Annotated in this window: 28 protein-coding genes, 1 tRNA gene and 1 pseudogene; 14 read left to right on the top strand and 16 right to left on the bottom strand. The window is 59.6% G+C overall.

What is annotated here, in order from left to right:
* Positions 1 to 48: 48 nt before the first annotated feature.
* The 3 genes from HBO41_RS06585 (at position 49) to HBO41_RS06575 (ending at position 4422) form a co-directional block, all read left to right on the top strand.
* A complete protein-coding gene (locus HBO41_RS06585; RefSeq protein WP_169985524.1) occupies positions 49 to 1674 on the top strand; it encodes a 5-guanidino-2-oxopentanoate decarboxylase in 1626 nt (541 codons plus the stop codon).
* A complete protein-coding gene (locus HBO41_RS06580; RefSeq protein ID WP_099548652.1) occupies positions 1671 to 3113 on the top strand; it encodes an aldehyde dehydrogenase family protein in 1443 nt (480 codons plus the stop codon). The genes HBO41_RS06585 and HBO41_RS06580 overlap by 4 nt, the downstream gene beginning before the upstream one ends.
* Positions 3114 to 3486: 373 nt before the next feature.
* Positions 3487 to 4422 (top strand): LysR family transcriptional regulator, encoded by a 936-nt coding sequence (locus HBO41_RS06575; RefSeq protein ID WP_099548651.1) that lies wholly within the window; start codon positions 3487 to 3489, stop codon positions 4420 to 4422.
* A gap of 3 nt (positions 4423 to 4425) precedes the next feature.
* On the opposite strand, the gene HBO41_RS06570 is transcribed toward HBO41_RS06575, so the two are convergent.
* The 3 genes from HBO41_RS06570 to HBO41_RS06560 all read right to left on the bottom strand — a co-directional run bounded on the left by HBO41_RS06570 (position 4426) and on the right by HBO41_RS06560 (position 7005).
* Positions 4426 to 4788, bottom strand: a complete 363-nt coding sequence (locus HBO41_RS06570; protein ID WP_099548650.1) for a 5-carboxymethyl-2-hydroxymuconate Delta-isomerase — start codon at positions 4786 to 4788, stop codon at positions 4426 to 4428.
* A 68-nt stretch (positions 4789 to 4856) separates the two neighbouring features.
* Entirely contained in the window at positions 4857 to 6044 is a 1188-nt protein-coding gene (locus HBO41_RS06565) for a low temperature requirement protein A (protein ID WP_169985522.1), read from the bottom strand.
* Between the two features lie 25 nt (positions 6045 to 6069).
* Complete coding sequence (locus tag HBO41_RS06560) at positions 6070 to 7005, bottom strand: LysR substrate-binding domain-containing protein (protein WP_017137363.1); 936 nt, start codon at positions 7003 to 7005, stop codon at positions 6070 to 6072.
* 129 nt (positions 7006 to 7134) lie between these two features.
* Between HBO41_RS06560 and HBO41_RS06555 the strand changes: the two genes are divergently transcribed.
* Both HBO41_RS06555 and HBO41_RS06550 read left to right on the top strand, forming a co-directional pair.
* Positions 7135 to 7314, top strand: a complete 180-nt coding sequence (locus HBO41_RS06555) for a hypothetical protein (protein ID WP_017137362.1) — start codon at positions 7135 to 7137, stop codon at positions 7312 to 7314.
* Between the two features lie 31 nt (positions 7315 to 7345).
* On the top strand, positions 7346 to 7738 hold the full coding sequence (locus HBO41_RS06550) for a VOC family protein (protein ID WP_017137361.1): 393 nt from the start codon (positions 7346 to 7348) through the stop codon (positions 7736 to 7738).
* A gap of 125 nt (positions 7739 to 7863) precedes the next feature.
* Here the strand turns inward: HBO41_RS06550 and HBO41_RS06545 are convergent, their stop codons facing one another.
* Positions 7864 to 8016 (bottom strand): hypothetical protein, encoded by a 153-nt coding sequence (locus HBO41_RS06545; protein ID WP_157786503.1) that lies wholly within the window; start codon positions 8014 to 8016, stop codon positions 7864 to 7866.
* Positions 8017 to 8207: 191 nt separating this feature from the next.
* On the opposite strand from HBO41_RS06545, the gene HBO41_RS06540 reads away from it, so the two are divergent.
* Positions 8208 to 9512, top strand: a complete 1305-nt coding sequence (locus HBO41_RS06540; protein ID WP_017137359.1) for an MFS transporter — start codon at positions 8208 to 8210, stop codon at positions 9510 to 9512.
* Positions 9512 to 10270 (top strand): substrate-binding domain-containing protein, encoded by a 759-nt coding sequence (locus HBO41_RS06535; protein ID WP_017137358.1) that lies wholly within the window; start codon positions 9512 to 9514, stop codon positions 10268 to 10270. The genes HBO41_RS06540 and HBO41_RS06535 overlap by 1 nt, the downstream gene beginning before the upstream one ends.
* Here the strand turns inward: HBO41_RS06535 and HBO41_RS06530 are convergent.
* Positions 10262 to 11164: a LysR family transcriptional regulator gene (locus HBO41_RS06530; protein ID WP_017137357.1), complete on the bottom strand. Its 903-nt coding sequence runs from the start codon at positions 11162 to 11164 to the stop codon at positions 10262 to 10264. The two genes, HBO41_RS06535 and HBO41_RS06530, sit on opposite strands and share 9 nt — an antisense overlap.
* 344 nt (positions 11165 to 11508) lie before the next feature.
* Between HBO41_RS06530 and HBO41_RS06525 the strand changes: the two genes are divergently transcribed.
* From HBO41_RS06525 to HBO41_RS06515, 3 genes are read left to right on the top strand one after another with little or no spacing between them, the layout of a single operon-like run.
* On the top strand, positions 11509 to 11790 hold the full coding sequence (locus tag HBO41_RS06525; protein WP_026013723.1) for a type II toxin-antitoxin system ParD family antitoxin: 282 nt from the start codon (positions 11509 to 11511) through the stop codon (positions 11788 to 11790).
* A complete protein-coding gene (locus tag HBO41_RS06520; RefSeq protein ID WP_099548647.1) occupies positions 11787 to 12101 on the top strand; it encodes a type II toxin-antitoxin system RelE/ParE family toxin in 315 nt (104 codons plus the stop codon). Before HBO41_RS06525 ends, HBO41_RS06520 begins: the two co-directional genes overlap by 4 nt.
* Before the next feature lie 50 nt (positions 12102 to 12151).
* Entirely contained in the window at positions 12152 to 13030 is an 879-nt protein-coding gene (locus HBO41_RS06515) for a hypothetical protein (protein WP_017137354.1), read from the top strand.
* A 92-nt stretch (positions 13031 to 13122) separates the two neighbouring features.
* Here the strand turns inward: HBO41_RS06515 and HBO41_RS29665 are convergent.
* From HBO41_RS29665 to HBO41_RS06485, 6 genes and pseudogenes are all read right to left on the bottom strand, one after another.
* Positions 13123 to 13358: pseudogene (locus HBO41_RS29665) on the bottom strand (histone deacetylase family protein); the annotation flags it as partial.
* Between the two features lie 20 nt (positions 13359 to 13378).
* Entirely contained in the window at positions 13379 to 14146 is a 768-nt protein-coding gene (locus HBO41_RS06505; RefSeq protein WP_099548646.1) for an anti-sigma factor, read from the bottom strand.
* Entirely contained in the window at positions 14143 to 14640 is a 498-nt protein-coding gene (locus HBO41_RS06500) for an RNA polymerase sigma factor (protein ID WP_017137351.1), read from the bottom strand. Before HBO41_RS06500 ends, HBO41_RS06505 begins: the two co-directional genes overlap by 4 nt.
* Before the next feature lie 60 nt (positions 14641 to 14700).
* A complete protein-coding gene (locus HBO41_RS06495) occupies positions 14701 to 15252 on the bottom strand; it encodes a tetratricopeptide repeat protein (protein ID WP_017137350.1) in 552 nt (183 codons plus the stop codon).
* 40 nt (positions 15253 to 15292) lie between these two features.
* Positions 15293 to 15844, bottom strand: a complete 552-nt coding sequence (locus HBO41_RS06490; RefSeq protein WP_169985520.1) for a cytochrome b — start codon at positions 15842 to 15844, stop codon at positions 15293 to 15295.
* Between the two features lie 143 nt (positions 15845 to 15987).
* Positions 15988 to 16242 (bottom strand): hypothetical protein, encoded by a 255-nt coding sequence (locus tag HBO41_RS06485; protein ID WP_169985518.1) that lies wholly within the window; start codon positions 16240 to 16242, stop codon positions 15988 to 15990.
* Positions 16243 to 16518: 276 nt separating this feature from the next.
* Between HBO41_RS06485 and HBO41_RS06480 the strand changes: the two genes are divergently transcribed.
* From HBO41_RS06480 to HBO41_RS06465, 4 genes are all read left to right on the top strand, one after another.
* The gene (locus tag HBO41_RS06480) at positions 16519 to 17391 is read left to right on the top strand and encodes a DUF6216 family protein (RefSeq protein ID WP_017137347.1); all 873 of its coding nucleotides are present in this window, start codon (positions 16519 to 16521) and stop codon (positions 17389 to 17391) included.
* A gap of 392 nt (positions 17392 to 17783) precedes the next feature.
* Complete coding sequence (locus HBO41_RS06475; protein WP_017137346.1) at positions 17784 to 19010, top strand: MFS transporter; 1227 nt, start codon at positions 17784 to 17786, stop codon at positions 19008 to 19010.
* Between the two features lie 424 nt (positions 19011 to 19434).
* Complete coding sequence (locus tag HBO41_RS06470; protein WP_026013721.1) at positions 19435 to 19674, top strand: type II toxin-antitoxin system RelB/DinJ family antitoxin; 240 nt, start codon at positions 19435 to 19437, stop codon at positions 19672 to 19674.
* Positions 19664 to 19951, top strand: coding sequence for a type II toxin-antitoxin system RelE/ParE family toxin (locus tag HBO41_RS06465; protein WP_169985516.1), 288 nt, complete (start codon positions 19664 to 19666; stop codon positions 19949 to 19951). Before HBO41_RS06470 ends, HBO41_RS06465 begins: the two co-directional genes overlap by 11 nt.
* A 69-nt stretch (positions 19952 to 20020) precedes the next feature.
* Here HBO41_RS06465 and hepT read toward each other — a convergent pair whose 3' ends face one another.
* The 5 genes from hepT to HBO41_RS06440 all read right to left on the bottom strand — a co-directional run bounded on the left by hepT (position 20021) and on the right by HBO41_RS06440 (position 22647).
* Complete coding sequence (gene hepT, locus HBO41_RS06460) at positions 20021 to 20470, bottom strand: type VII toxin-antitoxin system HepT family RNase toxin (RefSeq protein WP_017137342.1); 450 nt, start codon at positions 20468 to 20470, stop codon at positions 20021 to 20023.
* Positions 20460 to 20855: a type VII toxin-antitoxin system MntA family adenylyltransferase antitoxin gene (gene mntA, locus HBO41_RS06455; RefSeq protein ID WP_017137341.1), complete on the bottom strand. Its 396-nt coding sequence runs from the start codon at positions 20853 to 20855 to the stop codon at positions 20460 to 20462. The genes hepT and mntA overlap by 11 nt, the downstream gene beginning before the upstream one ends.
* Before the next feature lie 119 nt (positions 20856 to 20974).
* Positions 20975 to 21064, bottom strand: a tRNA-Ser gene (locus tag HBO41_RS06450).
* Positions 21065 to 21147: 83 nt separating this feature from the next.
* Positions 21148 to 21861, bottom strand: a complete 714-nt coding sequence (gene purC / locus HBO41_RS06445) for a phosphoribosylaminoimidazolesuccinocarboxamide synthase (RefSeq protein WP_017137340.1) — start codon at positions 21859 to 21861, stop codon at positions 21148 to 21150.
* 27 nt (positions 21862 to 21888) lie between these two features.
* On the bottom strand, positions 21889 to 22647 hold the full coding sequence (locus tag HBO41_RS06440; RefSeq protein WP_169985514.1) for an MBL fold metallo-hydrolase: 759 nt from the start codon (positions 22645 to 22647) through the stop codon (positions 21889 to 21891).
* Between the last annotated feature and the right edge of the window lies 1 nt (position 22648).

Raw genomic sequence — 22648 nt, 5'->3', positions numbered from 1 at the left:
GGCCAGCCGCTCCAATAGCGCCTCGAATCCATAACAAGAGCGACATGTATGGCGACCTGCGGCGAAGTATTGGTCAACCTCCTGGAAAGCTACGGCGTGGACCAGGTGTTCGGCATTCCCGGCGTACACACCGTTGAGCTGTATCGCGGCCTGGCGCATTCCGGCATCCGCCATGTCACCCCGCGCCACGAACAGGGCGCCGGCTTCATGGCCGACGGGTATGCACGCACCAGCGGCAAACCCGGCGTGTGCTTCATCATCACCGGCCCGGGCATGACCAATATCACCACTGCCATGGGCCAGGCCTACGCCGACTCGATCCCGATGCTGGTGATTTCCAGCGTGCAGTCGCGCAGCCAATTGGGCGGCGGGCGCGGCAAACTGCATGAGCTGCCGAACCAGAGCGCGATGATCGCCGGCGTGGCGGCGTTCTCCCACACGTTGATGTCGGCGGCGGAGTTGCCTGGCGTGCTGGCGCGGGCGTTTGCGTTGTTCCAGGCGGGGCGACCACGCCCGGTGCATATCGAAATCCCGCTGGATGTGCTGGTGGAGAATGCCGACGCGTTGCTGGGCAGCGAGCCGGTCAGCGTTGCCCGCGCCGGTGCGTCGCCGTCGGCGGTCAAGCAGATGAGCCAATTGCTCGCAGCGGCCAAACGCCCGCTGATCCTGGCCGGTGGCGGTGCCATCGATGCCGCGCCAGAGCTGACGCGCCTGGCCGACATCCTCGGCGCGCCGGTGGCGCTGACCATCAATGCCAAAGGCATGCTGGCATCGACCCACCCGCTGCTGATCGGCTCGACGCAAACCCTGGTCGCCACCCGTGCGCTGGTCGCTGAAGCCGACGTAGTGCTGGCCATCGGCACAGAGCTGGCAGAAACCGACTACGACGTGACCTTCGCCGGCGGCTTCGAGATCCCCGGCGCACTGCTGCGTATCGACATCGACCCCGACCAGACTGTACGCAACTACCCGCCGCACGTGGCACTGGTAGCCGATGCACAGATAGCCGCCGACGCCTTGCTCGCCGAATTGGATAAAACCCCATTGCCTGCCCGCAACCGCGATTGGGGCGCTGAACGAGTCGCGCGTTTGTGGGCCGAACTGGCGCCCAACTGGGACGCTGCCACCCGCGCACAAACCCTGTTCCTCAACACCGTGCTGCAAGCGCTGCCCAACGCCGTGCTGGTGGGCGACTCCACCCAGCCGGTGTACAGCGGCAACCTGACACTGAATCTTGACCACCCACGCCGCTGGTTCAACTCCTCCACCGGCTACGGCACCTTGGGCTACGCCCTGCCCGCTGCAGTCGGTGCCTGGCTGGGCCGAGGTGACGGCCAGCCGGTGGTGTGCCTGATCGGCGACGGCGGCCTGCAATTTTCCCTGCCGGAACTGGCCAGCGCGGTAGAGGCGCAGGTGCCAGTGATTGTGCTGCTGTGGAATAACCAGGGCTATGAAGAGATCAAGAAATACATGCTCAACCGCGCCATCGAACCGGTCGGTGTGGACATCTACACCCCGGACTTTATCGGCGTAGCCAAGGCCTTGGGTTGCGCCGTAGAAAGTATCCAGGGCGTCGAGCAATTGCGCAGCGCGTTGCGCGCCGCCGCGGATCGCCAGGGGCCGACACTGATTGAAATCAACCAAGGGCTCTGGATGCAGGAGGTGACGGTATGAGCGCAGTCTTGAACGGTGTGTTTATCAACGGCCAATGGCAGGCGGGCCACGAGGTGCTGGAGGTGATCAACCCGGCTACCGAAGCGACCTTGGCCCATGTCAGCGTGGGCGATGCCTCAGCAGTGGAACTGGCGGTCGACGCAGCCAGCGCGGCTTTTGTCGACTGGTCGAAAAGCAGTGGCCGTGATCGCGGCGCCCTGTTGCGCAAGGTCGCCCAAGGTGTGAGCGAGCAGCGTGAACAACTGATGCAGTTGCAGTCGAGCAACAACGGCAAGCCGCTGTTTGAAGCGAGTATTGATGTGGATGACGTGATCGCCACCTTCGAATACTACGCGGGAATCTGCGACGCGATGGACGCAGGTCAAGACTGCAAGGTGGCATTGCCCAGCGACGATTTCAGCGCACGCATGCGCCGCGAACCCTGTGGCGTGGTGGGTTTGATCGTGCCGTGGAACTTCCCGATGGTGACCACCGCCTGGAAGCTTGCCCCCGCGTTAGCGGCCGGTTGCTGCGTGGTGCTTAAGCCGTCGGAAGTCACGCCCCTGGCGGAGTTGCAATTGGCGCGGATTATTGCCGAAGCAGGCTTCCCGGCGGGTGTGTTTAACCTGGTGTGTGGCACGGGGCTGGCGGTCGGTGCGCCGCTGGCTGCGGACCGTCGCGTGGCGAAAATTTCCTTTACCGGCAGCAATGCGGTGGGCGTGCAGGTGATGCAGCGCGCCGCCGAAACCATCAAGGGTGTGAGCCTGGAACTGGGCGGCAAATCCTCATTGCTGGTGCTGGCCGATGCCGACCTCGACCTAGCAGTGGAGCTGGCCTGTGGCGGTGGTTTTTTCAATGCCGGGCAGATCTGTTCGGCCACCAGTCGCGTGTTGGTAGCCGACAACCTGGCGGATGAATTCCTGCAGCGTTTGCAGGCGCGGGCTGAAGGGATTCGCGTGGCCGACCCGTTTGCCGAGGATGTGGAGATGGGCGCGCTGATCAACCGTGCGCAGTATCAGCGGGTGCTGGGGCATATCCAGCGTGGTATCGACCAAGGCGCGCGCTTGTTGTGCGGCGGCGATCGCCCGGCTGATCTGGAAAAAGGCTTTTTCATTCGCCCGACAGTGTTTACCGACGTGCCATCAGGCAGCGCCTTGTGGAATGAAGAGATCTTCGGCCCGGTGCTGTGTGTACGACGTTTTACCACTGAAGCCGAGGCCATCGCCCTGGCTAACGACAGCGATTTCGGCCTGGTCGCCAGTGTGGTGAGCGCCAATGCCGAAGCCGCCGAACGCGTGGCCAATGCCTTGCAGGCGGGCCTGGTGTGGATCAACGCACCGCAGGTGATCTTCCCGCAGACGGCATGGGGCGGCTACAAGCAGAGCAGTATCGGCCGCGAGCTGGGGCCGTGGGGGTTGGCGGCGTTTCAGGAGATCAAGCACGTGATTCGCGCTAGCTGACACCACGGTCCCCTGTGGGAGCTGATGATCGTTCCCACGCTCCGCGTGGGAATGCCTCAATGGACGCTCCGCGTCCGCTCTTGGGACGCGGAGCGTCCTGGGCTGCGTTCCCACGCGGAGCGTGGGAACGATCAGTCATCTTCAGCCCGCAACCCCTCGACCTGCTGTGGCCTGGTGGTCACTGTGCTGATCGTCACACGCTTGAACCCAAAGCATTACAGCCGACATATTCACTGACGTCGTATTGCCAACATTTTATGTCCCACACCAAACATAGAAACGCCCTACAGCGCTTTCTATTGGTACGACCGTTCCGTTAAGCTTTTGCCAGTCTTGTACTGAGTTCGGTACAAAGGGTTTACGGACGAAACCGATGCTAAACAGTAACTTGCTCAGAAAGCTTGATATGCAGGACTTGATGGTGTTTATCGCCGTCTATGACCAGAGCAGCGTTACCGATGTGTCCGAGACGCTGTTCGTCAGTCAGTCAACCGTGAGCTACAGCCTGAAGAAGCTGCGCACCAGTTTTGAGGATGAGCTGTTTATCAACACGCGGGCCGGCATGCGCCCGACGTACAAGGCCACAACCATGTACGAACACGTGCAGAAGATCCTTGAAAGCATCAACCTGTGCCATGCCGGCAGCCAGGCCTTCGACCCGACGCAGCAGGCGGTGACCTTCAATGTCTGTGCCCCGGAATACTTCGAGCAACTGATCCTGCCACGCCTGTTGAAGAACTTCGACCAAGCCGACTTGCCGGTGATCATCAATGTGCAAAAGCTGGAAACCGAGCTGCCCGCCGAGGACCTGCGCGAAGGCCGTCTCGACCTGGTGATTTGCTTCGGCCCGCACTTTCACCGTGCCCACAAAGACTTCAAGACCCAGATGCTGCTGGAAGACGATTTAGTGTGTGTGTTTGATAAACGCGCCACGCCGCGCGAGCCGGCCTTCAGCCTGCAATCGTTTGTCGAACGGCGCCACGTGTTCCCCGCGCCCTGGACCTCCGACACCAACATGATCGACGGCTGGCTGGCACGCCAGGCTCACAAGCGCCAGGTGATTGCCCGTGCCAACAGCTACAGCGCCGCCTTGAAGATGATCAGTGGCACCGACTTTATCGTCACCCTGCCCCGTCGCGTGCAAAAGCTGCTGGCCCCGGCCACCGTGTTCGGCCATTGCGAAGCGCCGAACGGGTTGCCGGGGTTTACCCTGGACATGCAGTGGAATGAAACCAGTGGCCAGGACAGCGCCAATACCTGGTTTCGCGAGCAGATCGTCAAGGTGTGCGCCGATCAATGCTTGTTGTAACCCTTAGCCGATAGCGACTTTGCTGTAGGAATCACGATCCATGTCCATCAACTGCACACTGAGTTGAACCTGCAGATCGGCCGGCCACTCAGCCGCGTCCTGCAGGGCCGCCAACAAGCTTTCCGACAACTGCTGCTTGACCTGCGGTGAGCGCCCGCTGAGCAGCGAGAGCTTTACCGCAATAAAACCGCGCGGGCTGAGGGAAGTGCCCACCTGGAAACTCTCGACCTTGATTGCGCGGCTCTTGATATCGAACTCGGAACCGAACTGCCCGGACGCCATCAGCACGTTGTTCAGGCGCAGCAGGGTTTTCTCGACGGCAAGGCCGGTCAGGTTGGCGGTGTATTCCAGGTGCAGGTGCGGCATGAAAAGCTCCGAGTGGGCTTGAAAAGAAACCTACATATAGCATGCAGTTGAACGAAGGCAGACCGATTTCAATGTGAAACTTCGGTCAGCCCCCGCAGCGAACGATTTTCCCAGAACGCCACGATCACCAACACCGCCGTGGTCAACGCGCCCAGCGCCAGCGCCGAAAACATATGCTGCAACCCCAGCGGCAACAGCACCAGCAACATCAGCAGCCCGCCCAGGTGCGAGAGCGGTGGCAACGGTCGGTCACTCATCACCCACTTGAACAACGCACTGCCGAGCAAAAACAAAAACGGCCCGGCAATCATCGCCAGCACGCCCGCCTGGCTGGCATGCCCTGGATGCACCAGCACCAGTTCGTCGGCCACCGCGCTGACGATGATCCCGGCGACGATCAGCACATGCAGATAGGTGTAGGCGATACGCGCCTGGCGGCCGGGGTCGGCGGAGCTGGCAATCCGGTGATGGGCGCGCTCGGCGCCGCTGTCGAAATAGATCCACCACAGCGCAATACTGCCCACCACGGCCACCAGGAAAGCACCCAGGCCTTCGACGCTCCACGGCAACTCGGCGAACGTGGCGCCGGTCACCAGCAAGGATTCACCCAGGGCGATAATCACAAACAGGCCGCAACGCTCGGCCATGTGGTTGCCTTCGACATTCCAGTCCGCCAGGGTCGAGCGCCCAAGCCCTGGCACCCAGAAAAACACCGACGGCGATATCAGTTCTATCAGCAGCGCCAGCGCCCAGAAAGCCAGGCGTTGCTCGCCTTCGAGCAGGCCGCCGGTGAGCCAGAACACCCCGGAACACAGCATCCACGCCAGGATCCGCTGGAAGTTGCGGGTCATGTTCAGCGACTCGCCGCGAACGGCCCACAACGCAAACAGCGTGCGGCCCACCTGCATGAAGACGTAAGCGCCGGCGAACAACAGGCCGCGATCGGTAAAGGCTTTGGGGATTGATGAAGACAGCAACAAGCCGGCGACCATCAAGCCGAACAAGCCGATGCGGATAGGGATTTTTTCCGGGTCCAGCCAGTTGGTGATCCACGAGGTGAAGATCCACACCCACCACACCGCGACCATCATCAGCGCCACCTGCACCGCGCCGCCGAGGCTCAGGTGGGCCAGCAGCGAGTGGGACAACTGGGTCACGGCGAACACGAACACCAGGTCGAAAAACAGCTCGACCATGCCCACCTTGCCGCTGTCATGACTGCCGCGCCCACGCAGCAAAGAACGGGATGAAGTCATCGGTGGATCTCCCTGAAGGCTTATCTCAAGATTTTTCCGCGATTACCGGCAGCCTGTCGCGTTCACTCATGAACGCTTCCAGCCGTGAACGCATCCAACGTTCGGCAGGGTCCGTGTCGACGTGGCTGAGCCAGACCATGGACAGGTCCAGGGTCGGGGTTTCGAACGGGAACGGCTCGCAAAACAGGTTGCCGCCGGCGGCCATGGCATGGGCGGTGTAATCCGGCAGGCTGGCGATCATGTCGGTGCCGGCGAGCAACGCCGGCAATGCGCTGTACTGAGGTACGGACAGCACCACGTGGCGCTTGCGACCAATCTCGGCCAGCCACTCGTCGGCAAACCCCGACACGTTGGCGGTGTGAGACACCAGCACGTGGGGACGGGCGCAATATTCGTCAAGGGTCAGCGGTGTGTCCGAGGCGTCAGCGCGCAACAGGCAGGGGCGAATATGCCGTAACAACTTGCGCTTGGCATTGGCCGGCAGGCCGCGGGTCTGGGTGATGCCCACGGTGATATCGCCGGAAGCCAGCAGGTCGGGGATGCGCCAGTAATCGACGTGTTGCACCACGAACACCACCAACGGCGCTTCCTGACGCAAGGCCCGCAGCAGCGGCGGCAGCAGGCCGAACTCGACGTCATCGGACAGGCCGATGCGGAAGGTCATGGTGCTTTGGGTCGGGTCGAAATCGTGGGTCAGGCTCAAGGCCGACGACAAAGAGTCCAGGGCCGGCGACAGGTGCTGGATAATCTCCTCGGCCCGCGCGGTGGGCTCCATGCGGTGGCCGACGCGAATAAACAGTGGGTCGTTGAACAAGGTGCGCAAGCGGTTGAGCGCCGAACTGATGGTCGGCTGGCCGAGAAACAGCTTCTCTGCCACCCGCGTCACATTGCGCTCGAGCATCAGTGCTTCGAAGACCACCATCAGGTTGATGTCGGCCTTGCGTAATTCATTGCGATTCATCGGCGCCTGCCCCTTTCCCCAAGACAAGCCGCAGTTTAGAAAGCCCGCGGGGCTGCGTCTATGTGAACACTGTTCATCCGGCGCCTTTGGGACTATAAATCAGCGCTTGAAGGTCAAAGGAACGCCATCGTGCTGGTCATTATTGCCTTGGCCATGGTCGTGGCCGGGCTCTGCCTCTGGGTCGTCCGGTTCATTGCCAACCCTACCGTCAGGACACTGACGCGGGTGTTTATTGGCTTATGCCTGGCCGCGGCAGTGGCCTATTGGGTGCTGGCGTGGGGTTTTCCTATCTCAGTATTGGCTTCATGAACTGTCACTTTTTCTGCAAGGACTGCCTATCTTGAAATTCGCCTACACCATTATCTATGTGCCCGACGTTGCCGCGTCACTGGCATTCTTTGAAGCAGCCTTTGGGTTCAGTCGCCGGTTTTTGCATGAATCCGGCACTTATGGCGAGCTGGAAACGGGGGACACCACGCTGTCGTTTGCCGCGCATGAACTGGGCGAAATGAACTTCGACGGCGGGCACGTCGAGGCGCACGCCTCCCGAAAACCGCTGGGGATGGAGGTGGGGTTTGTCACCGAGGATGTATTCGTCGCCCATGCCAAGGCGCTGTTACACGGTGCGAAGGAGCTGTCGCCACCGAGCACCAAGCCCTGGGGGCAAGTGGTGTCTTATGTGCGCTGCCCGGATGGCACGCTGGTGGAGTTGTGTACGCCGATAGTGGGCTGAACACAGAAACATTGTGGGAGCTGGCTTGCCTGCGATAGCGGTGTGTCAGGCACAGATGTAGAGACTGACCCGCCGCCATCGCAGGCAAGCCAGCTCCCACAGTTTGATCATCATCGCCTTGGAATTCACGGCTTGAGCGGTCGCTCCTGATCGCGCTCGGACAGCTCGGTGCCGTCGTCCGGATGTTTCCAGGTCTGCGGCTTGTCTTCTTCGCGTTGCCGCCGGGCCTGCTCGTGCTCCGGCTCGTCCTGACGTTTGTGCTCGTCACCCATACGCACCTCCCTTCCATAAGAAATTGGTCACTTCTGAAGCATAGAACAGCAGTGAGATTTTGGCGGACCTGCTGATTGATAGCCAAAACGCATCAATGCATCCAAATTACTCACTTATCATTTCTAAATGTGTCAGCCACTATCCGCGGTCTTAAGCGAAACAAGCACTTTAAAAAGAACGCTGGAGACACAAAACCATGACTAGCCCTTCCCGGCCCGACTCTGCCCGCTCGAAAGTTGGTGCGGTATTCCGCGTTACTTCGGGCAACTTCCTCGAACAGTTCGACTTCTTTCTGTTCGGCTTCTACGCCACCTATATCGCTGCCGCGTTCTTCCCCGCCGCTAATGAGTTTGCGTCATTAATGATGACCTTCGCCGTGTTCGGTGCGGGCTTCCTGATGCGGCCCCTGGGCGCGATTATCCTGGGTGCCTATATCGATGACGTCGGTCGTCGCAAAGGCTTGATCGTGACCCTGTCGATCATGGCCAGCGGTACGTTGCTGATCGTGCTCGTGCCGGGGTACCAGACCATTGGCCTGTGGGCGCCGTTGCTGGTGCTGCTGGGCCGCCTGCTGCAAGGCTTCTCGGCTGGCGCAGAACTGGGCGGTGTGTCGGTTTACCTGTCTGAAATGGCTACGCCAGGCCGCAAAGGCTTCTACACCAGTTGGCAGTCGGGCAGCCAACAGATCTCCATCGTAGTGGCCGCCGCACTGGGCTACGGCCTGAATGTGTGGATGGAACCCTCGGTCGTTGCCGATTGGGGCTGGCGCATTCCGTTCGCCCTCGGCTGCGTGATCATCCCGTTCATCTTCGTGCTGCGTCGCAACTTGCAGGAAACCGAAGAGTTCGCCAACCGCAAGCATCGCCCGACCATGCGCGAAGTGCTGGCGACCCTGGTGAAAAACTGGAGTGTGGTGATCGGCGGCATGCTGATGGTGGCCATGACCACCACCGCGTTCTACTTGATCACGGTATACGCGCCGACCTTCGGCAAGACCGTGCTGCAACTGAGCACCTCCGACGCCCTGCTGGTGACCTTGCTGGTGGCCGTGTCGAACTTTGTCTGGCTGCCGATCGGCGGCACCCTGAGTGACCGCTTTGGCCGCAAGCCGGTGCTGGTCGCAATGACCGCCCTGACCGTGATCACTGCCTACCCGGCGCTGTCGTTCGTGGTCAGTGCGCCAAGCTTTGCGCATATGCTCGAAACCCTGCTGTGGTTCTCGTTCCTGTACGGCATGTACAACGGCGCGATGATCCCGGCGCTGACCGAAATCATGCCGGTGGAAGTGCGTGTGGCGGGCTTCTCCCTGGCCTATAGCCTGGCAACGGCGATCTTCGGTGGCTTCACGCCGGCGATCTCCACGTGGTTCATTCACATCACTGGCGACAAAGCCTCGCCGGCCTATTGGATGATGTTTGCCGCGTTGTGCGCGCTGTGCTCGACCCTGGCGCTGTACCGACGTGCCAACACGCGTGGCCAAGTCATGCAGGGGGCGGTGTAATGAAGACGCTATTGAAAACCCTGACGGCCCTGGCCCTCGGCGCCCTGGCGCTGACGGCCCAGGCCGAACAGCTCAAGGTGATGACCTCCGGCGGTTTCACCGCCGCCTATAAACTGCTCGGCCCGCAATATGCCGAGCACAGCGGCGACACCCTGGACACCATCCTCGGCCCGTCGATGGGCAAGGCGCCGGAGGCGATCCCCAACCGCCTGGCCCGTGGCGAACACGCCGATGTGGTGATCATGGTCGGCTATGCCCTGGATGACTTGATCAAACAAGGCAAGGTCGACCCGGCGTCCCGTGTGGAACTGGCGGATTCGCGCATCGGCCTGGTGGTCAAAGCCGGCGCAGCCAAACCTGCGATCGGCACCGATGCCGAGCTGAAGGCAGTGCTGAGCCAGGCCAAGTCCGTGGCGTATTCGGACAGCGCCAGCGGTGTGTATGTCGAGAAGGAGCTGTTCAAGAAGCTCGGCATGCCCGCCAAGGGCAGCATGATCGAACGCATCCCGGTGGCGTCAGTGGTCGCCAAGGGTGATTACGAGGTGGGCCTGCAGCAAGTGGCGGAATTGTTGCCGGTGCCGGGCGTGACCTACGTGGGCAAGATCCCGGAAGACGTGCAGTCGGTTACGCGCTTTGCGGCGGGCATTCCGGTCAACGCCGAACACCCGGCCCAGGCCAAGGCGTTGCTGCAGTTCCTGGCCTCGCCCGAAGCGCAACCGGTGGTGCAATCCACCGGCCTGGACTCGGTTTCACACTGACCGAAACGGCATCTCGCGCACCAACCGCTCCAACTCCAGCGCCGCTGGCGGCAATGTCCGCCCGCGGCGTTTTATCAAGCCCACATGGCGCATCACCTGCGGCTCGATCAGCGGCACACTCACCAGAATCGGGTGTTCGCACGCCGGCATCGCAATCGACGGTACCATCGCCACGCCCAGCCCCGCCTCCACCAGCCCGATCATGGTGGTCACGTGGTGGGTCTCGCAGATACTCGGCTTTTTCACCCGCACGCCGCGCAAAGCCTGGTCCAGCAGGAAGCGGTTGCCCGACGTTTTGTCGACGGTGATGTAGTCGTGCTCGTAGGCTTCGGCCCAGCTTACGCTGTCGCGTTCGGCCAACTCATGGTCACGGCGGCAGGCCAGCACATAGCGCTCCTGGAACAGCAACTCGAACTCCACTTCATCGGCCAGGCTGCCGCTGAAACTCACGCCGAAATCCGCCTCACCGCTTTCCACCGCATTGCACACCTCACCGGCGCTGGCATCCAGCACACGCAGGCGAATCTTCGGGTATAGCTTGTGAAATTCGGAGATCACGTGGGGCATGAAGTAATACGCGGTGGACGGCACGCAGGCGATGGTCACGTTGCCCATGCGCGTGGAGGCGACGTTACTGATACCCATCAAGGCGATGTCGAGGTCGTCGAGAATGCGCTCCACCTGAGGCAGAAACGCGCGCCCGACCATGGTCAGGCTGACCCGCCGGGTGGTGCGCTCGAACAGCTTGACGTCGAGGGCCGATTCAAGTTTTTCGATACGCCGGCTCAGGGCTGGCTGTGAGATGCGGATGGCCTCGGCGGCGCCGCGAAAACTGCCCTTGTCTACCACGGCGCGGAAGGCTTGGAGGTCGTTGAGGTCGAAGTTGATGATCACGGGGGATGGGCCAGTGTGGTCGATTTGGGGGGCATTATCGTATGGCCGGTGGTAAGGCGCCATGCGTGCAGGGACGGTTGGCGTTAATAACCTTGCTACAAATATGAAGTCATACATATCAGTGCGTTATTGGCTGAGTGGCGCCACGCAGTCGCTGAAAAGCGTCAATACTTGCAGCCTGAGTTACTCAACAGGAGAGAGAAACGCTCATGGAAACCTGCCAGAACCCCTACCTATTTTGGATCGACGATGAGACGCCGGATACCGACATCGGTCAGTTGCTCCTTGCAACACGCCAATGGTCGAGTAGGATTGAATCCTACCCACTGTCCGCAGGCTTCGACATGCGCTCAACCCAGCAAATGAGCATTACCTTGCCACTCGAGATGGCCGCCCTGGTCAAAGCCAAGGTCACCTCCGGTGAATATGCGAGCGAAAGTGAAGTGATACGCGACGGCCTCAGGGCGCTGATGGCCCGTGATCGCGCCATGGAAGACTGGTTGCGCGACCAGGTGATCCCCGCCGCCGCCGCTCTCGAGGCAGCCCCTGGCCGAGCGCTCTCCACCGAGCAGGTTCGCGAACACATGGCAGCCAAACGCCAGCGAACCGGTACAGAAAAACCGTGAGCTATACGGTAGCCTTTGCGCCTGAGGCGTTAGCCCAACTGGACGCCCTTGAAGACTACATCAGCAAAACCGAAGCCCCCGATGCTGCAGCACGTTTTATCGACAACATCATCAGCTACTGCGACAGCCTCAGTGTGTTTCCATTGCGCGGTAAATGCCGTAACGACCTGCTGCCTGCCTTGCGCATCACCCATTACCGGCACACCACCGCCATCGCATTCAGCGTGGCCGCCGAGACTGAAACCGTGTCGATCCTGGGCGTGTTTTACGGCGGCCAGGATTACGCCGCTCAATTTCAGAATCACGGGTGAGAGCAGGCCTCACGCCCACCGATGGCGTGCCCAAAAACAAGGAAGAAAAAATGACTGACACCCCAAACCCGCGCCGACCTTTGCGCTGGGTGTTAAGCCTGACCGGCTTGCTGGCTGTTGCGACCCTGGGCTTTTTCGCCTGGCAAAGCTTCTACCCCGTCAGCGCGGCGACCGGCTGGAGCGTGCAAACCGTGCACAGTGACGTGCCCAAAGCCGCCTCATTGATGCCCATGCCGGATGGCTCGCTGATGATCAGCCAGGAACTCAATGACGCCAAAGGCAGCATCGTGCGTATCCATCCCGACGGGCGACGTGACGTGGTGGTGGGCAGCCTGTCCAAGCCCGATGGCATGTTCGCCACCCATGGCGGTTGGGTGTTCAGCCAGGAAACCGGCGACGCCCCGGTCAGCTTTCTCAAGGACGGCGTGGTGACCGAGTTGTTTCGCGGCGAAAACGTGCAAGGCCTGTGGGTCGAGGGCGACGACCTCTACGCCATCGAAGACCGCAAAGACAACGGGCGACTTTTGCGTTACCGCTGGAGTGACCAATCGCTGACTGTCATACGCGACAAGCTGCACGAAGGCGAGTCCATCACCCGTTGCACCGACGGCCGAATGCTCTACACCGAAAAGAAAAAAGGCGTGGTGCGCGAACTGACCGACGACGGCAGCGATCCGGTGGTGCTGGCAGGCTTGAACAAACCCACGTTCTTGATGTGCGATGAGCGCGGGCTGTGGGTGAATGAAGATTCGACGCACCGAGCAAGATTGCTGCTCATTGATAAACAGGGGCGGCAACAGACGATTTTGTCGTTCCTGAAGGCGCCGCAGTCAATTGTGCCGACGAATCGAGGCACTTATCTGCTGGCGGAAGGCGGGAGGAATCGGGTGTTGGAGTTGACGCCTGAGACTCGCACGCTGTCGCCTTAAAAAATTTTGCAGTACGGGCCAATTTGAATGCTCGCGAACCTGTCATAAAATCAACAGGACATCTTCTATCGCGACACCACCTCTCGCCAGACGCGCGTCACCGCGACTTTGCTTTGCGGGTCCAGCTCGCAAATTTCAAAGCCCAGGGACAACACCAGCGCATCCGCCGAAAAGTCCTTCAGCGCCGCAGGGCCAGTTCGAGCTTGTCGAAGAACACGGCTTCACGGGCGCCGTGGATGGACACATACAGCACGTCGTCCCGCTCGTAGAAAATCTCCTGGAAACCTTGACCGTGGTGCAGGTCGGTGTCGAGCACGGCGACGCGCTGCGGACGACGACTCACCGAGGTCAGGCCGGCAAGCGGCTCTCGACACCAATGGCCATGTGCTGCAAATCCTCAACCGGGTTTCTCCCAATCAGCATAAAAGCATGCGCAGGGTTGGCCCAATACACCACGTTCAGGCCTCGGCGCTGTTCGCTGGCCAACGGCTGCATGCCCTTTTTACTGGCGGTGATGCACAGTGCCAAAGGCCCGTGGCGTGGGTCGAGGTAGGTGAGTTGACCGATCAACACGCCGTCATAGTCGAGGATCTGCGCCCGTCGGAATTCGGCGCCAGGCAGGCTCACGGACTCAGGCGATAACGACACGCCCAGTAGTGCGCCCACGGCGGTCAACTGGGCCGTGTGGGAGGCCGGGTCGAGGCTGAGGTTTTCCAGGGTCTGGGGCGTATACAAGGCCATGTATTCGGCCACCGAGGCCCGCCAGCCTTGGCCGGGTTCAGTACGTTGCCACCCCAAGAACAGGCGATCGGCCGCCACGCCAGCTACTGCGAAACTCGCAGCCACGGCAAGAAAACGCCGCCGGCTCCAGGCTTGGGGCGGCGCCGGTGGCAAGGCGTTGAGCATTGCGTGCAGGCGTTCAGTCGGGGCGTGTTCCAGCACCGTGTCGAAGGCGGCCTTGAACGGCAAGTCAGCGCAGCGCAATGCGTCCAGGCGTGCGGCAAGCGCCGGGTCAGCGCTGGCCTGGTCGGCGATCCGTTGATGTTGGTCTGCGCTCAGTTCGCCATCCAGATAAGCCGATAACTGCTCATCGGACGGTGTGTCAGTGTGGCTCATCGCCGTTCTCCGTTGGCTTTATCCTGCCGGGCTGTTGGGGAGGCGGCTTCGGCCAGCTTAATGCGGGCGGCCGCCAACCGGCTCATCACCGTGCCGATAGGTATCTGCAGGATTTCGGCAATTTCCTTGTATGAAAGCCCTTCGACATACGCCAGAAACACGGTTTCGCGCTGCGCTTCGGGCAAACCGTTAACGCGCTTGATCACTTGTGCGGCCAGTATCTGTTCCTGCGCCTGGCGCTCGCCATCAAACGACAGCACCTGCTCGGCATCAACAAACCCCTGCCCTTGGCGCACCCGTTGCGAGCGCAGTTCGTTGAGCCAGATCGAGTGCATGATCGCCAGCAACCAGCGATCCAGGCGCGTGCCGGCCACGAATTGCCCGGCACGCTCCAAGGCCCTTACGCAGGTGGCTTGCACCAGATCTTCGGCCAGGTGCTTTTGCCGCGACAACACCCAACCGTATCGCCACAAGCGTGGCAACAATTGGCCCAACTCGCGGCGAAACTCAGCGTCCCGAACGATGGCTGCCTCCTGCGGACAGGTTCACGGCGTTCAAGCCTGTGGCGCTGCGGCGATGGCTGCGGCCAGGTCTTCGTATTCTTCGCAGGTGGTACTGCACAAGGCTTTGATTTTCACCAGTTGCTCTTGCGCCAGGTCGACCCGGCCCTTGATCACATAGGCCTCGCCCAGGTACTCGCGAACCTGTGCGTAGTTGGGGTCGAGTGCAACCGACTTGAGGTAATAACCGATGCCCTCATCGGTGCGCCCCAGCTTGCGCGTGGCGTAGCCGCGATAGTTGAGGGCCTTGGCGGTGTTGGGATTTTGCAGAGTGTCGAGCAAGGCCAGCGCCTCATCAAAGCGCCCGTCCTTGGCCAGGCGGTAGGCGTAATCGGTGCGGTCGGCGTCGGAGGTGGCCTTGCTGGTTTGCAGCACGCACTTGCCGGTCTTGGTGTCCCAGACCTGGCCCTTGGGGCAGTTGGGCTTGGGCGGGGCCGACTCATCGCCGGAGGCGTGGGCCTGGCCTGCGAGCAAAGCGGCGGCCAGGCAAGCGCCGAAGACCAGCGCGGTGCGGTAGGTGACAGGGTGTTCGTGGCGAGCCTTCATGGTTGTCTTACTCCGTAATGATAGGGAGGAAACATCACTGTTAATGCGCATTGCGTGCGCCCGGCAACATCCGGCGCAAGGTGCTGTCGCCCAGCACGTAGTGATGCCAGAGCGCAGCTATGGCATGCACGCCCGCCAGCAGGATGATCGCCCAGGCCACATTGTTATGCAGGCCGCCCAAGGTGCCCCGCCAGGCATGATCGATCACAAAAGGCGCGGGCACGGCAAACAGTCCGAAAAAATTGAAGGGCTCACCTTGAGCCCAGCGAAACAGGAAGCCCAACACAATCTGCGACACCAGCAACAGGTACAGGCAACCATGCGCCAATTTCGCCAGCAGGTTAAGCGCCGGGTGACTGTCGGCCTTGGGCCGATTGCCGCCGAACATACGCCACACAATCCGCGCGGCAATCAACAGCGCCATGACGATACCTAAAGAGATATGCAGCGCTTGCAGGCCCTTGCGCAGCGGTGTGCCCTTCTCCAGGTTTTCCCAGATATGCGCACTGGCAAACATGAAGATCACCACGGCGGCGGTCAGCCAGTGGAAGCTGCGGGTCAGGCGGTCGTAGCGGTCGGATGCTGTGTTCATAGGCGTTTCCTGGGTGGTCTGTGAAGTGAACACCGCAGTGGCGAAAGTTATTCGGTGGGGGGCAAATAATTTTTGCTGATCGGGAAACCAAGAAGCCCCGTCGCTGATTCAACGACGGGGCGTTTTTATGCGGTTTTTATGACTCAGTTTCCCCGCTCTTTGTTGGCTTGGGACAGGACTGAGGCCGCCAAGGACTTGGTTTCCTCACTGCATTTATCGCTTTGAAGGGCTTTGCCGGCCTTTTCCTCCATGTGTGCACTCGTCTGCTTATCAGTACCGGTCTGGGACAGCGCCGACGCAGCCAGGCTCTTGGCTATGGCCGAGGCGTTTGGATTATTCAAGGTTTCGGCGGCCAACGTCGCCAGGGTGCTGGAGGTCTTTTTGGTGTTTTTGCTCATGGTGCATTTCCTTTGCGTTTGAGGGGAAAGCCTACGAGTGAACGTCTCGTAGTCAGAAGATAGTGAGTTAAATATCCGTTCGCAACGAACTGGCTGTAGCCTTTGTTTTTAAACCACGTAAGAAAGATTCCAGCGTTTTGTAGTACCCGCCCAGTTCGAAGTTCAACGCAATGATAATGTTTGAAAAGTCGTCTTGTTTTTATTAGATTTTCGCCCGGCCAGTCACAACAACTTCGCTGACGCGCCGCTCTAATAACCCTTCAAGGATGACCCTGCATGTCCCAACCTGTACTCAACGATAATATCGTCACATGGACGTTTCAAAACTATGCCGCCATCGTCGGGCTGCTCAGTGGCCTGGCAATATGTGCGCTGGTTTTATATATCTACTCGCGCTCAGGCTCGCTGATTTTTCTGCGTGACTTGATGTGGCGGTTCTTCGGTGGCTCGACCACGTTTGAAAACCCAAAATATGAAGCCACCCGCAAAGACCTGCGCGAAGTTGAATATTATCGGTTCGAATTCAATATCCCCGCGCAAAACCTGGAACACGCGCGGCAGGCGGATAAGTGGATCACTGATAACAACTTCAGTTACAACGATGTGGCCAGGATCAGAAAGTACATTGACTGGAAAGACTTCACTCAGTTATCGCTTAAAGAGGCAATGATCACCCCCTTCAAGCGTAATTGGTTTTTGGGGTTGGGCGCCTTTTTCCTGGCGATTATCAGCATCACGCCGCCATTGGCCGACTCCAGCTACCTGATGGTGTCCTTGAAAAAAGCCACGGATGTGCCGTCTTTCTATCTGTCGGAAAACAACGCCAAATTCCACTTCTGGCCCAGCGAAACGCTGTCTGTGGACGAGTGCAAATCACCAACGGCACTGGAAAAGTTCTATAACGAGGACTTCTCGGAAAGCACCATCAATACCATTTGCACGCTATTTCTTTCGCCCACTTATGGTGAAAATGTAAAAACCGGGTTGAAAGAGCAAAAAGGCTTTTTGCTGTTCATTGCCTGCCTGTCGATATGTGCGGTCTTCTGTATTTTGACCAAGCTCTCGCGTTTGGGCGTTGCCCGCAAACTCCATGACCAGATGACCGCGCAGAGTACAAATACGACCGCAGAGACCGCCGCTCAACCCTAAACACTGTCACTGTGGCAAGCAGGCCTGTTGTCCTTGATGTAGCAAGCAGGCTTGTTGTGGCGAGCAGGCTTGCCCTGCGTTGGGCGGCGAAGCCGCCCCATCCCAGGCGCCGAGTGTCAGGGGGGGATCACGGTGGCAGGTTTTAGGGCCGCTACGCAGCCCAACGCAGGGCAAGCCTGCTCGCCACAAAAAGCCTGCTCGCCACAAGGCTACTTGCCATAGCAGGCTGGCTCACCGACCATCAAGGCCGTCCCAGAGCGTCGAATCGATTGCACTGATGGTTATTATCGAAACGAGCGCCTGTGTGATTGCCAGCACCGGTTCCTATAATCGCCTCCACTTTCCCTCCCCTTCGCCTGGCTTCAGGCGACATTCCTTCTGGAACCGACACTATGCCAAGCCCCAGCCAGGCCCACAGCGGCCGTCCCGAACATAATCAACAAAGTGTCAAACAGCAGTGGCTGGCGATTCTCTCGGTCGCCGTAGGCGCTTTCGCCCTGGTAACCAGTGAGTTTCTACCGGTGGGCGTGCTCAATGACGTCGCCAGCGACCTGGGCATCAGTGCCGGTCACGCCGGCCTGATGGTGACCCTGCCCGGCATCATGGCCGCCCTCGCCGCGCCGTTGCTGTCGGTGATCATTGGCGGCATGGACCGTCGTTACCTGCTGATCGGCCTGACGCTGATCATGATCATCGCCAACACGGTAGTGGCCTACGCCAGCGACTTCAGCCTGCTGCTGTTCGGCCGTGTCCTGCTCGGCATCAGCATCGGCGGCTTCTGGGCCACGGCCATTGCCCTCAGCGGCCGCTTGGCGCCCAAGGGCGTAGGCGTAGCGAAGGCTACCTCGATCATCATGATGGGCGTGACCCTGGCCACCGTGCTGGGCGTACCCGTCGGCACCTGGCTCAGTGGCCTGATGGGCTGGCGCATGACCTTCCTGGTGACCGCGATTGTCGGCGTGCCGGTGCTGCTGGCGCAGGTGTTCCTGCTGCCGCGACTCACCCCGGAAAAGGCCATCCAGATCCGTGACCTGCCGGCCTTGTTTATCAACCCACAAGCGCGGGTCGGCTTGATCGCCGTGCTGCTGATCGGCCTGGCGCACTTTGCTGCCTACACCTATGTCGCGCCGTTCTTCAAAAACAGTTCCGGCTTCGACGGACCGACCATCGGCTCTCTGTTGCTGCTGTATGGCGTGGCCGGCGTGATGGGCAACGTCTTTGCCGGTTTCGCCGCCAACCGCAGCGTACGTCACACCCTGCTGCTGGTCGCGCTGATGATCGGCACCAGCACCGCGCTGTTCCCTCACTTCGCCACCGGCATGACCGGCGCCGCGATGCTGATCGCACTCTGGGGCTTCGCCTTCGGCGCCTTCCCGGCCTGCGCGAGTATCTGGATGTTTGTGGTCGCACCGAAAGACGTCGAACGCGGCATGCCGCTGTTCGTTGCCCTGTTCCAAGTGATCATCGCCCTGGGTTCATTCTTTGGCGGCCGGATCGTGGACCAAATGGGCAGCGCAATGCTCTTGAGCCTGGCCACGGCGCTGGTGGGGCTTGGATTTGTGACCGTACTGGTGTTGGGGCGTAATGTGAGTAATAGCTTGGCGGCGCAGCCTGGCTGATACGACTCGTTAACCACTAAAAAGCCTGCTGAGCATTGAGCTCGGCAGGCTTTTTTTGTTTCAGGGGTAGAGGGATAGTTGCCTGGTTTATCCGTTGGGCATGACGCTCAAGTGCAGCGTCGACCAATGCCTGAGCATTCTCGATCAATTGCGCGAGGCCCATGATAGCTGCAGAGCCAATGCCACCGGGAATCACGCTTTTGGAAATGCTCAGTAATGAGTGTTCCCAAAATGAAGCTTGTGTACCCAAGCCCCTGGGCTAGCCTAAAAAAGATCGCTGGTGTGCTGAGGAGCCTCTATGACACATGGACATTGTGACGCGCTAACAAGGGAGTATGCGAACGCCATACATCCCGACAGGCTTGCCAATAAGCCCCTCTTGATCCAATGTAATGACCAACGTCATTACACGAGGATTTTTCCCATGGCGACTATAAGCATCCGTATCGATGACGACCTGAAAGCGCGCGCCTATCTCGAACTGGAAAAGCTCGGCGTTACGCCTTCCGAACTGATGCGCCAGGCCCTGCAATACGTGGCGGATCGCGGCCAGCTACCTTTCAAGCCCGTTCTGATGACTGAGGAAGATGAAGCGTTGATGGCCACCGTCCGGGAACGATTGGCATCGCCTCAACGGGTAAAGGTTTCTATAGATGACCTATAGCCTTGATTTCGATGCGCGTGCATTGAAGGAGTGGCAAAAGCTCGGCGACACCATTCGTCAGCAGCTCAAGAAGAAGCTGGTGGCCATCCTGAACAACCCACGTATTGAAGCCAATCGCCTGCATGACCTGCCCGACTGCTACAAAATCAAGCTACGTAGCAGCGGTTACAGGCTGGTTTATCAGGTGATCGATCTGGAAATCACCGTGGTGGTGGTGGCCATTGATAAACGGGAGCGTGAGCAGGCTTATCGGAAAGCGGGCGAGCGTTTGAGCTAGCAGTAGATCTGACATCCTTCGCAATATTGCGCTTGGACAGAAAGCCCAGGGGGACCAAGTCAAGCTCGTTCAAATGAACCCAGTATCTGCGACAACCGCTGACTGCCCTGCATCCTTAGTCAGGATAAATGCGCTAAATGCCAGAAAATCACCTAAATGCTGAGTGATGATTGCAACAGTGATCGGCAACTGAAGCGTTTGATACTCATGCACTGCGATATTGCGGAAACCGACCATGTTTTTCAGGTTGGTCAGCAGAGACGATTGGACCCAACCGCCTCGTGACAGCAACTCAAACACGTCTCGAGCACCCTGAGGAACACCCAGTCGTTCACGTCGAATTAGATGCTGCCCCATATCCAGAGCGGCCTCACACGCACGCTGAATATTAAGAATCGCCGCATCCTGACGGGTGAAATCAGTAGCGAAACTGGTGGGGTTCTTGTCGTATTCCTCGCGAGCGCGAGCGACACAACGCTCAATGCTCGACGCTTTGTTGATGAGCACATCATCGACCATGCACTTTCCCTTCCTTCTGGATATCGGCCAGCAACCCTGCCCTTGCAGTGTCCAGCTCGGTTTTTTCGCTGAGGATGTAACTCTCGAAAATACCTGCTTGGCTGTCCTTGTTCCAGAGCCTGCGCCCTGTTGTTATGACTTGATATTGCATGACGGTGGACGCCGCCCGCAGGTCGAGTAAATCAACGGGCACCGCCACAATGTCAGCAAGCTCTCCAGCTAACCGCCACAACAGCAGCGGATCCACAGAGCCCGCAACAAGCACTGCCAAGTCCAGATCGCTGTCAGCATGTGCCTCGCCTGTCGCCTGACTGCCAAAGACATAAACCGCGATCAGATCAGGAATACCGGCCAATAAGTGAGCCAACACTTGCTCAACGTTCATGTTGCGCTCCACGTGTCATCTGATGAATGACCGTAGCAGAAATCGCCTCGACATTTCTGCCCCAAACAAAAAACCCCCAACAACAATTAAGTTATCGGGGGTTTTTCGTTATTCAATAATGGCGGAGAGATAGGGATTCGAACCCTAGGTACCGGTGAAGGTACAACGGATTTCGAATCCGTCCCATTCGGCCACTCTGGCATCTCTCCAACGGCGCGCATCATAACAGTGTGTTTCGCGAAAGCAAACCAAAAAAGCGATTTTTTTCCGTGCTATCAGATGCTTGCGTCGGTTACAGCGGTACGCCGAGACGGTTGGCGACTTCTTCGTAGGCTTCGATGACGTCACCGAGGCCTTGGCGGAAGCGGTCTTTGTCCATCTTTTTCTTGGTGGCTTTGTCCCACAGGCGGCAGCCGTCCGGGCTGAATTCGTCGCCCAGGACGATGGTGCCGTCGTGGAACACGCCGAACTCGAGTTTGAAGTCGACCAGCAGCAGGCCTGCGTCGTCGAACAGCTTGCTCAGCACGTCGTTGACCTTGAGGGACAACTCTTTCATGCGTACCAGTTGCTCAGCGGTGCCCCAGCCGAATGCCACGACGTGGGATTCGTTGATGAACGGGTCGCCCTTGGCGTCGTCCTTCAGGAACAGTTCAAACGTGTAAGGGTTGAGCTTGAGGCCCTCTTCCACGCCCAAACGCTTGACCAGGCTGCCGGCGGCGTAGTTACGCACGACGCATTCAACCGGGATCATGTCGAGCTTCTTGACCAGGCACTCGTTGTCGCCCAGCAGTTTGTCGAATTGGGTCGGAATGCCGGCCGCTTCGAGTTTTTGCATGATGAAGGCGTTGAACTTGTTGTTCACCATGCCTTTGCGATCAAGCTGTTCGATGCGCTTGCCGTCGAACGCCGAGGTGTCGTTGCGAAACAGCAGGATCAGGCGGTTGGCGTCGTCGGTCTTGTATACCGACTTGGCTTTGCCGCGGTAGAGTTCTTCACGTTTTTCCATGATGGGCTCCGCTTGCTAAATGGTGGGCTAGGCGATGTGTCGCCAGTCGAGCCCTGAATCTTGATCGGCCAGTTGCAGCCAGTCCGGGTCGCACCCGAGGGTGTCGACAAAACATTGCCGCGCAAGCGCAGGCAGGTTGTTCTTGCTGCTCAGGTGGGCCAGGACCAGGTGTTGCAAGTCTTGCCAGCCCAACTCATACACCAGGTACGCCGCCTGGTGGTTGTTCAAATGTCCCAGCTCGCCGCCTACCCGCTGCTTGAGAAAGTAGGGGTAATGACCACGTGCCAGCAGGTCGCGGCAGTGGTTGGACTCGATCATCAAGGCATCGAGGTCACGGTAACCGTCCAGCACCTTGGAGCAGTAGGAGCCCAGGTCGGTGAGCACGCCGAAACGCCGCTGACCGCCACTGAATACATACTGCGTCGGTTCCTGGGCGTCGTGCGCTACGGCAACTACGTCGATGCTCAACGCACCGACCTGCAGCGTCTCGCCACCGGCCAGGAAGCCTGCGGGTTCTATGGGTTTGCGCATCCCGCGCAAGGTGCCGCGACTCAGGTACACCGGAAGATTGTAGCGCCGAGACAGCAAACCCACGCCATGCACGTGGTCGGCATGTTCGTGGGTCACCACAATTGCGCTCAGCTGCGAGGGGTGAACCCCCAGGCGCAGCAGGCGCCGCTCGGTTTCTTTTAACGAGAAACCACAATCCACCAGCACATACGTGTCGTCATGTGCGACCAGCGTGCCGTTCCCTTGGCTACCGCTGCCGAGAACGGCAAAACGCATC

Origin of the sequence: Pseudomonas sp. WS 5146 (genome assembly GCF_012985495.1) — a bacterium.
GTDB lineage: Bacteria > Pseudomonadota > Gammaproteobacteria > Pseudomonadales > Pseudomonadaceae > Aquipseudomonas > Aquipseudomonas edaphica.
The sequence above is the reverse complement of the archived record's forward strand: the minus strand, read 5'-3'. Positions and strand labels throughout refer to the sequence as shown.